The organism is Streptomyces sp. NPDC059456 (assembly GCF_042750055.1).
In the GTDB taxonomy this organism is placed as follows: Bacteria; Actinomycetota; Actinomycetes; order Streptomycetales; family Streptomycetaceae; genus Streptomyces.
Window position 1 is genome coordinate 1 of sequence record NZ_JBHYVA010000326.1, and the last position, 9,058, is coordinate 9,058.

Below are 9,058 nucleotides of genomic sequence, written 5' to 3' on the forward strand. Positions count from 1 at the left end.
AGCTCGGCGTATGGATCACCAACAACAAAACCCGCCGCCGCAAACTCACCCAGGAACAGCTGGACGCACTACGGGAGCTCGGAATCGACTGGGCATGACCCAGGCCGTGGATGGGGGTGGCAAGCGTCGCCGTAGGTATCGGATCGGCGTCGGGCGAGGCAGCGAGGCAGTTGACCACAGTCCTGCTGCTGGCTTTGATCAACAAGTGAAGAGTCGCCACGGCAACGGAGCAGAAGCGCCTCGAACGTGCGGAGCGCGTGGTGAGGGCAGCAGTCAGTGGGCATGAATCTCTACGCGGCGTTGCCATCAAGAGCGAGGCGAAGGGGGCATCCGGACAACACCAATGCCCGTGGCGACAGCGACGTTGACAGGAATCGACATCCAGGAAAGGAAGCGGGAGCCAGGTTGAACGTCATGACCGCGGACGAGTGGCCCGAGACCGCCGCCAAAAACCTGCCGATGGTGACAGTGGGTATCGACCTGGCCGGATACTCCGGAACGACCGGGGTCTGCCGCATCACCTGGGCGGAGCAACCAGTCGTCGAGCTGCTCAATGCCAGGAATGACGAAGACCTGCTGGCGGCCATGCGCAGTGCCGACAAGACCGGCCTGGACTCGCCGGTCGGCTGGCCGGTGACATTCATGTCTCTGCTCGCCGCCCACGAGGCCGGCACGAAGCTGCCCGTCCGGTCCCGATACATGCCTCACCCGGGCGGTCCTGACGGACTGAGCACGTTCACCCATCGTCTGACCGACGACCTGGCCTGGAAGCGCACCGGGGCCGGGAAACAGCGCCCCCTGTCGGTCGCTGCCGACAAGCTGGGCATCGTCGCCATGCGAGCAGTGGACCTCTTGGAACGTCTGGCCGAGGCAGGCCCTTCTGTTCCCCGCGACGGCTCCGGCTCGGTCGCCGAGGTCTACCCGGCGTTCGCGCTGATCCAGTGGGGGCTTGCCAGCAAGGTCAGTTACAAGGGCTCCAAGCCCGGCGCCCTTGCTGCGAGGGCCGAGATCCTTGCTGGTCTCGCCAACGGCTTGAGCCTCAATCTCAGCGAATGTGTGCGCGACCGGTGCAGGCGCAGCGACCACGACCTGGACGCCCTGATCTCCGCAGTCGTCGCCCGGGCCGCAGCGTGCGGGATGACCCACTTGCCGACCACGCAGGAGGAGCATGCCATGGCCGCGGTCGAAGGCTGGATACACCTCCCTCACCGAGAGCTTCCACTCTCCGTCGTGCGGGACGGAGTAGCTCCGTGACCCCCCTCGCTAGTTCGGCAGACGTACGGTGGCGAATGCCACCTTGGCCGAGCCCCGGCACAGGTGGTTTCGCCACGAAGATCTTCGCGGCCAGCCCCTCTCGGTTACCTGCGCGGCGCCGGCCGCCGGCCTGCGGACGGATCCCGTTGCTGTGGCTCGCCGACATCACTGAGCACGCCACCGGCGAGGGCAAGCTGTATCTCTGCGCAGTCAAGGATGTGTTCAGCAACAGGATCGTGGGCTACTCCATCGACGCGCGGATGAAGTCCCGCCTGGCTGTGACCGCCCTGGACAACGCCGTGGCCCGGCGCGAACACGTCGACGGATGCATCCTGCACAGCGATCGCGGCTCGCAATTCCGGTCCCGGAAATTCGTCCGGACGCTCGACCGCCACCGCATGGCCGGATCGATAGGAAGAGTCGGAGCAGCCAGCGACAACGCGGCCATGGAGTCCTTCTTCAGCCTGCTGCAGAAGAACGTCCTCGACCGTCGGAACTGGACCACCCGCGAGGAACTCCGGATCGCCATCGTGACCTGGATCGAGCGGACCTACCACCGACGCCGCAGACAAGCCGCACTCGGTCGGCTGACGCCCGTTGAATGCGAGACCGTCATGACCACACCGGCCCTCCGGGCCGCGTGACTGAACCTGTCACCCAAAACTGCACCAGACCCGACCTCCCGGGCCTGGGCACTGGTAGAAGCCAGCGAGGCGCGGACAGCGAGGGTGAGGGAATGGGTGACCCGGTGGTGCCCGTGGTCGATGCGTAGATGGCAGGGCTGCCAGGCGGCGAACAGGCTCTCCTCGCGTACGTCTTCTGGGTGAGGTTGAGGTTGGCGGTGGTCAGGCCGAACACCGTGCCGGTGTCCGGGCGGATGTGTTCGTGGAGGCTCGGGCAACGGCCGCCTTGGTGCGTAAGGCCGCAGTGGCCCGTGCACTCGCAGCGGCCGCCGACACGCTCGAACCGGATCCGCGCGCTGATCTGGGGCCAGTCGCGCGGGTAACGGTGCAGGTTCTCGGGACGGATGGGCACGGGGTCACTCGCTGCCGGGGGCTTGGCGGTGCTCGAACGTCTCCAGTAGGTCGGTCAGCTCACCGGGGGTGTCCGCCAAACTGACCCAGGCGCCGGCCTCAGTCCATACCTCCACGCCACCCGGTTGCTGATCACCGCGGACGCAGGCGGCTCCAACGGATACCGCACCCGCGCCTGGAAGGCCGAACTCGCCGCCCTGGACCTCCAAGGTGATCACCACGGCCAGGACCCGGGGAGGCATGCTCAGCGGACCGTTCGCCGAGGGACACCGTGACCGCCCTGAGAGCCACCGACACGGTGATCAGCCGACGGGTCATCAGCTGATCACCGTTCAGGTGAAGCGACCACAACGCGCGACACGCCACGAATGGGTGAAACACGACGTGCCGCCGCCTGCGGGCTGGGCAGTTCCCCCAACCGGTCCATCGGCCGGAGCCCCGCGCGCGCTCTGGAGCCGGTGAGGTGGCACGGCGGGCGCTGGAACACTGACGGCGCACGAAGGACCGGTAACCGAGGGTGATCTGCGCGGTCATCCACCGGCGCCCGAGCTTCTTCGTGTTCCTGTACCCGCCGATCAAGACCCTGCGGTCTCGACGGCACCAGGACCTTGCAGCGCCCCTACGAGAGGACCCCTGTGGCCATCGGATTCCGGCTGCCACGCGGCTTAGCCGTCGCGAGCACCGCCCTGCTCACCCTCGCCGCCGTCCCGCTGACGGCGTCCAGCGCCTCGGCCGCGACCCCCATCTGCCTGAGCGGCAAACTCCAGTACGACTACCAGTCCGCCGAAGCCGGCCGGGGCAAGCCCACCCTGACCAAGCCGGTCCGCAACGCGAACATCCAGCTGTGGGGCAAGGAGAAGTCCACCGACGCCCCACGCCAGCTCACCGCCGACTACCAGTACACCGCCGTCGCCGACGGCGGCTTCAACCTCTGCCACACCCCCACCACCACGATCACGATGAGCAGCATGTGGGTGCGGTTCACCGCTGAGAGCACCCGGTTGTGGAAGGTCAGCGACACCACCGGCACCGCCTACACCTACGACTCGCCTGTCCAGAACAACGTCGCCACCAGCACCGCCTTGGGCACCCTCAAGTCGTCGAACGCACGTGCCTGGCACGCCTTCGACACCCTCAACCTCCTGTGGTGGGCCCGCGGCAACCCCGTCAGCGACTGCTGGTCCTCCCATGAGGCGAACAACGCCTGCACGGAACTCAACGTCCAGTGGACGGCCAACTCGGCCGACGGCCCCTCCTACGACCTGGCCAACACCGTCCACCTCGCCGCCACCGACCCCGACTCCGAGCACACCGTGCTCCACGAAGCCGGCCACTTCTTCCAGCACCGCCTGTACAATGGCAAGTTCCCGCAGGTCACCGGCTGCAGCCCGCACTTCGTCGAGCAGGCGAGCTCTCCCAGCTGCTCCTGGACCGAGGCGTTCGCCGACGCCACGGCCGCCTACCTCCTGAAGGACTACCGCTACGTGTGGCCCGACGGTGCCAGCCAGAGCTTCACCTTCACCACCGGCTGGCACACCGGGGACCAGGTCCAGGGCAACGTGGACGGCGCGCTGCTGGACCTGTGGAACAACGTCGACGGCGGCTGGGACCGGACCATCAGCGTCATGACGGCGCGTCAGGCCGACAGTTTCGCCGACTACTTCAAGACCGGGCGGCCCACGGCCAACCCCGCGCTCGACACCACCGGAAGCGCACTCACCTACCTGGCCGCCCACGCCATCAACTACGGCCCCACCATCGTGGGCGACGGCCGGACCCACGCCCTCACCAACGGCGGCGGCCTGGCCCTGGAACGCTCCGACCAGTGCGGCGCCTCGGGCAGCTCCCCCGCCGTCCTCGCCACCTTCGACGCCGCGCGCGCCAAGCAGCGGTGGACGCTGCGGGCGGAGCCGAACGGGACCGCCAAGCTCATCGACGGCTGCCCGGACGCGCTCGTGCTGACCGCACCCAGCACCGCCGGCGGCCAGGCCATCCTACGGGCCGTCAACTCCTCCAACCCGTGGCAGGACTGGAAGGTCACCCAGAACAGCAGCGGCACCTACACGATCACCAACCCGGCCACCGGCTACTCCCTCGACAGCGCCCCCGTCTCCCCCGGCGCCGCCGTCACCGCCAACCCGGCCGGCAACGCCAACACCCAGAACTGGGCCGCCCTCAACTGACCACCCGACGATGGGCGCAATGGCTCCGCCGCAGAACGCGGCGGGGCCCCTTCCGCATCGGCGGCCGCGTGGCGCGAGCCAGCCCCAGACGGAACGGGACGGCTACCCGTGGTCATGCAGGGCACCACGATCGCTGTCACCATCGTCGGCCTTCTCAGGTGCCGTCGCCGGACGGGGCGAGAGGCGACACCACTGGGCTTCCGCCCGGTGGTGCCGCAGTTCCTGCGCCTGCTGGAAATCACCGGCGCCGACATCCTCTTCCCGATCACCGACACCTGACCCCGCGGCCACCGAACAGCAGGTGTGCCAGGCGAACCCGCTCTGCGGCACCGCCGCATGGCCCGCGGCCCAGGACGTCACGCTGCGCGATTCCCCCGATCTGATCTCATACCGGGCGCGAGCGTGGCACGGTGGCAGGGCGATGAGAGAGTCCGGTCACGGCGGGGCCCGGCCGGACGAACTAACCACCCCGACCGGGCCCCGCTACGGACACGCGCGGAGCCGCCGGCCTGGCACCATCGGGACAGTCCGAGAGCGAGGCATCCGGCCGAGTGACCGGCACAGCCGCCCGCGGCCACGTCCCACCAAGGCCGGCCGCCGCGCAGGCGAGGATGCCCGCACCCTGACGACTTCCACGGCGAGAGACCACCGTGATCGAACGCAAGCAGCTCAAGGACCGCACCCAGGTCACCTTCGTCCTGCCCGCAGACACGCCCGAGGGGCCGGTCAGTGTCGTCGGGGACTTCAACCACCGGAACCCCGCCGCCCACCCCCTCGAACCCCAAGGCGACGGCACCCGCACCGCGAAGGTCACCCTCCCCGCGCACAGCAGCCACTCCTTCCGCTACCTCGCCGCCGGCGACTACTGGTTCAACGACGAACACGCCGACCACCACGACGGCACCAACAGCCGCATCCACACCTAACCCCGCCCCACCCCGGGCCCGAAATGTGACTGAGCACGTCTGCGCCGCACAGTCACATCCGCTGTCCGCTGACAGTCGATCTTGACTGTTTGCCAAGTGATCGTGACCGGCCGCGGGCGGGGGTAGCGGTGGCGACTGCCGCGTTGGCGTACGGCGATGCCCCTCACATGCAACGCGCCGTTCCCTCGCCCCCCGCTAGTGACCTGAGTCAGAGGTTTGTCGGGAGATCGGCGTCATCCCCGCCTGGCGGGGCATAGGCGTCTCCCGCCGCATGCACGACGCCCTCCTAGCCGGCCGAGCAGAGGTCCACGCCACGCCGATGGTCAACCCCGCCGCCGGCGACGGGAAGGTCATGCGACTCTACGAGGGCTGGGGGTACCACGAGATCGGTGTCGTCCAGCCATCACCCGCCTCCCCCTGGCTTGTGCGTATGGGCCGGTCAGTGCACGCCTGACAGCCAGCCACGACCTCCAGGACCTGGCCCGCACCGGGCTCGTCCGCCTGGTGGCCCGTTGAGGCGGGACTGAGGGGGAGCTGACTGACCAGACCTTGTGGCAGGCCGCCGAAAGCCTTGCCCCGGGCGCGGAAGGGCGGACCGCCGAGCTCGCTGTGCGGGCAGTCGTCGCCGGCTACGTCGCCGACTGGTGGGCCGCCGAACGCGTCGAAACCCCGAGAAGCGATGGGAAGGGGGGCGAACTACGCCTGGCTATGGGACAGTTCGTGATGCCGCGTCACTGGTTGCTGGGAGAAGGGCACGACATGGCTGGGGAGTCGGAGGGCGACTGGCTGACGGCGCGCCAGGTGAGCACTTTGTGGCCGGGCGTCGGTGCTCGCTCGGTGTATGTAAATGCGCTGGCCCATGGAGTGCGGGTCCGTACGGACAGCTGGATGACCACCACCGGGTCCGCCAGTAAGACGTGGTATCACGCCGACGACGTGCGCCGAGTGGCCCCGCAGATAGCAGCCCAGCCACCGCTCAAGGGGCCGTCCCCGCTGCCGTGCTGTCTACTGCTGATCGTTCTGGCAGCGGTACCAGTCGTCTGGCTGGCGCTGGCCATACGAGACACAGTTTCTCCTTAGTGCCGCATCAAGCAATGTTCGCCCTGTTGTCACGCGTCGCGCGGCTCGGATCCTGTTCTGGGCGGCGTGGGGTCGTCAAGCTGAGCGGGTGGCTGAACGAGTACGCGTCCGTGAGATCGATGACGATGAGGGCCGACGGTTGCTGCGGATCGTCCGCCGGGGCACGGGGTCGGTGGTGACCTGGCGGAGGGCCCAGATGGTGCTGCTGTCCGCGCAGGGCATGGCCGTGGCGAAGATCGCGAAGGTCACCTTCACCAGCGCGGACCGGGTCCGGGACGTGGTCAACAACTTCAACACCGACGGCTTCGCATCGCTCTGCCCGAAGTACAAGGGCGGACGGCCGAAGACTTTCACGCTGCCAGAGCGTCGCGAGATCAAGAAGATGGCCAAGTCCAAGCCGGCCGAGCACGGCCTGCCGTTCTCGACCTGGAGCCTGGTCAAACTGGCCGACTTCCTGGTCGCCGAGGGGGTGGTCGACGACATCAGCCATGAGGGCCTGCGCATCCTGCTCCGCGAGGAGGGCGTCAGCTTTCAATGCGTGAAGACCTGGAAGTCCTCGAAAGACCCGGACTACGCGGCGAAGAAGGCCCGGGTCGAGCACCTCTATGCCATCGCCGACAGTGAGGTCATACCCGAGGCGGGCGAACCCGAAGTCATCTTCTGTATGGACGAGTTCGGGCCGCTCAACCTCCAGCCCCACCCCGGGCACCAGTGGGCCGAACGTGGCGGTCGGCACAAAGACCCAGACCGGGAGCCCAGGCCGCGGCGGCGGGCGACCTACACCCGGCCGCATGGGGTCCGCCACCTGTTCGCCGCCTACAACCTGGGCAAGGACCAGCTCTACGGCCACATCAAGAAGACCAAGAGCTCGTAACACGATCACGAGTCGGGCTTGTTGAGACGTCGCCAGCAGATGAGGCTGCAGGCGAGGGACATGAAGGCGTCGTGGAGCTCGGTGCGGCGTTCCCATCGAACGGCGAGTCGTTTGAACTGGTGGAGCAGGGCGAAGGTCTGCTCCACGACGTAGCGGAGTTTGCCCATGCCCTTGATGTTCGGGACTCCTTTGCGTGAGATGACGGGCAGGATCCGGCGTTTGCGCAGTTCATCGCGGTTGGGGTTGGAGTCGTAACCCTTGTCCCCGAGCAGGGCCTCGGGACGTCGGCGGGGTCGGCCGGGGCGGCCTGCCACCGGTGGGATGCCGTCGACCAAGGCGAGAGTCTGGGTGACGTCGTTGACGTTCGCCGCAGTCGTGATGACTTTGAGCGGAGTGCCGCGTCCGTCGCAGATCAGGTGGTGTTTGCTGCCCGTCTTCCGCCGGTCGACCGGCGACGGACCGGTGTCGGCTCCCCCTTTTTCGCCCGGATGTGGGAGCCGTCGACGCAGGCCCTGGACCAGTCGAGCCGGCCGGCCGCGTTCAGCTCGGCGAGCAGGATCTGGTGCAGTTGGCCGAAGACACCGGCCTGCTGCCAACGCTCAAGGCGCCGCCAGCAGGTCTGCCCGGACCCGAATCCCAACTCAGGCGGCAGGAGTTGCCAGCGATGTCGTTGCAGAGCACGTACAGGATGCCTTGCAGACACAGCCGGTCAGCCACCGGCCGCGGCCCTGGCGACCTCGTCGGCCAGGGCGGCAGCAGCGGCTCGATCAGTGCCCACAAGTCGTCGTCCACGATCCACGGCCGAGTACTCACACCACCACGAACGGCCGAATCGTCACACCGGTCACGGCTGACCAGGGCATCTCATCAAGATCGTGTTACGAGCTCCAAGGACCGCTCGAAGTTCCTGGAGTTCTGCCGCTACCTGCGCTCCTTGCACCCAGCCGAGAAACGCATCGCGATCGTGTGTGACAACTACTCGCCCCACCTGACCACGAAACGGTGCCGCCGGGTGGCGGACTGGGCCGAGGCAAACAATGTCGAGATCGCCTACACCCCGACGAATTCGTCCTGGCTGAACCGCATCGAGGCCCAGTTCACCGCCCTGCGCTACTTCACCCTCGACGGCACCGATCACGCCAGCCACAAGGAGCAGCGCAGCATGATCCGCCGCTACATCATCTGGCGAAACCGCCACGCCAACGACAACCGCCTACGGCAGATCGTCGCCAGAACCAACGTCGCCTGAACCCAGCCCCGCGGAAACGGCAGCTACCGCCTCGGCGACGTCCGAGGTCACCACCCGACAAGAATCGGTCTCGACCTGGAACGGCGGCTGACCACCCTGTCCGGTATCGAACTGGACACGGTCCGGGACTGTCCCGACGCCCAGGAAGTACACGTTGTCGTCGTCACTGGCGCGCGTGACCGCCAGACGCTTGATGATCACATCTGGCACAGCCTGACGTACCTGTGCGAAAACCTGATCGACCGGCCCATCGGTCAAATCACCCTGCTGCCATGATCGGGTGCGACTCAAAGCTCTCCCCATAACCCTGAGTATGGCAGTGCCCACCCCAGCACCGCAGGGCAAACGTTGCCTGATGCGGTACTAAAGGGTGTTGCAGAAGGTCCATCTCGGGTAGGTCTGAGTGGTGCTTGACCTGTTGTTTCACCGTGTCATGGCGAGGTTGTGCATGGTGGCGA

At 67.4% G+C, this 9,058-nt stretch carries 5 protein-coding genes and 6 pseudogenes; 9 read left to right on the forward strand and 2 right to left on the reverse strand.

Going from position 1 to position 9,058, the window contains the following annotated elements; translation table 11 throughout:
- The first annotated feature begins 414 nt into the window (after positions 1–414).
- From ACFXA3_RS25240 to ACFXA3_RS25275, 8 genes and pseudogenes are all read left to right on the forward strand, one after another.
- Entirely contained in the window at positions 415–1,254 is an 840-nt protein-coding gene (locus ACFXA3_RS25240; protein ID WP_385190443.1) for a DUF429 domain-containing protein, read from the forward strand.
- A 149-nt stretch (positions 1,255–1,403) separates the two neighbouring features.
- Positions 1,404–1,898: pseudogene (locus ACFXA3_RS25245) on the forward strand (IS3 family transposase); the annotation flags it as partial.
- 497 nt (positions 1,899–2,395) lie between these two features.
- Positions 2,396–2,488: pseudogene (locus ACFXA3_RS25250) on the forward strand (hypothetical protein); the annotation flags it as partial.
- Positions 2,489–2,923: 435 nt separating this feature from the next.
- The gene (locus ACFXA3_RS25255; protein ID WP_385190445.1) at positions 2,924–4,471 is read left to right on the forward strand and encodes an RICIN domain-containing protein; all 1,548 of its coding nucleotides are present in this window, start codon (positions 2,924–2,926) and stop codon (positions 4,469–4,471) included.
- Positions 4,472–4,585: 114 nt separating this feature from the next.
- Complete coding sequence (locus tag ACFXA3_RS25260; RefSeq protein WP_385190448.1) at positions 4,586–4,750, forward strand: hypothetical protein; 165 nt, start codon at positions 4,586–4,588, stop codon at positions 4,748–4,750.
- 371 nt (positions 4,751–5,121) lie between these two features.
- Positions 5,122–5,397 carry an isoamylase early set domain-containing protein gene (locus tag ACFXA3_RS25265; protein WP_385190451.1) on the forward strand — a complete coding sequence of 92 codons (276 nt, stop codon included), beginning with the start codon at positions 5,122–5,124 and terminating at the stop codon, positions 5,395–5,397.
- 220 nt (positions 5,398–5,617) lie between these two features.
- Positions 5,618–5,851, forward strand: a pseudogene (locus ACFXA3_RS25270) (GNAT family N-acetyltransferase); the annotation flags it as partial.
- A 714-nt stretch (positions 5,852–6,565) separates the two neighbouring features.
- Positions 6,566–7,345 (forward strand): annotated as a pseudogene (locus tag ACFXA3_RS25275) (helix-turn-helix domain-containing protein); the annotation flags it as partial.
- 11 nt (positions 7,346–7,356) lie between these two features.
- On the opposite strand, the pseudogene ACFXA3_RS25280 reads toward ACFXA3_RS25275, so the two are convergent.
- Positions 7,357–8,164: pseudogene (locus ACFXA3_RS25280) on the reverse strand (IS5 family transposase).
- 76 nt (positions 8,165–8,240) lie between these two features.
- Here ACFXA3_RS25280 and ACFXA3_RS25285 point away from each other — a divergent pair.
- Positions 8,241–8,600 (forward strand): annotated as a pseudogene (locus ACFXA3_RS25285) (transposase); the annotation flags it as partial.
- Here the strand turns inward: ACFXA3_RS25285 and ACFXA3_RS25290 are convergent.
- The gene (locus ACFXA3_RS25290; protein ID WP_385190453.1) at positions 8,565–8,891 is read right to left on the reverse strand and encodes a hypothetical protein; all 327 of its coding nucleotides are present in this window, start codon (positions 8,889–8,891) and stop codon (positions 8,565–8,567) included. The pseudogene ACFXA3_RS25285 and the gene ACFXA3_RS25290 sit on opposite strands and share 36 nt — an antisense overlap.
- Positions 8,892–9,058: the final 167 nt, after the last annotated feature.

Excerpts from the sequence above, each read along its gene's own strand:
- ACFXA3_RS25240 (WP_385190443.1), top strand. The coding sequence starts at position 415 with ATGACCGCGGACGAGTGGCCCGAGACCGCCGCCAAAAACCTGCCGATG.
- ACFXA3_RS25260 (WP_385190448.1), top strand. The coding sequence starts at position 4,586 with ATGCAGGGCACCACGATCGCTGTCACCATCGTCGGCCTTCTCAGGTGC.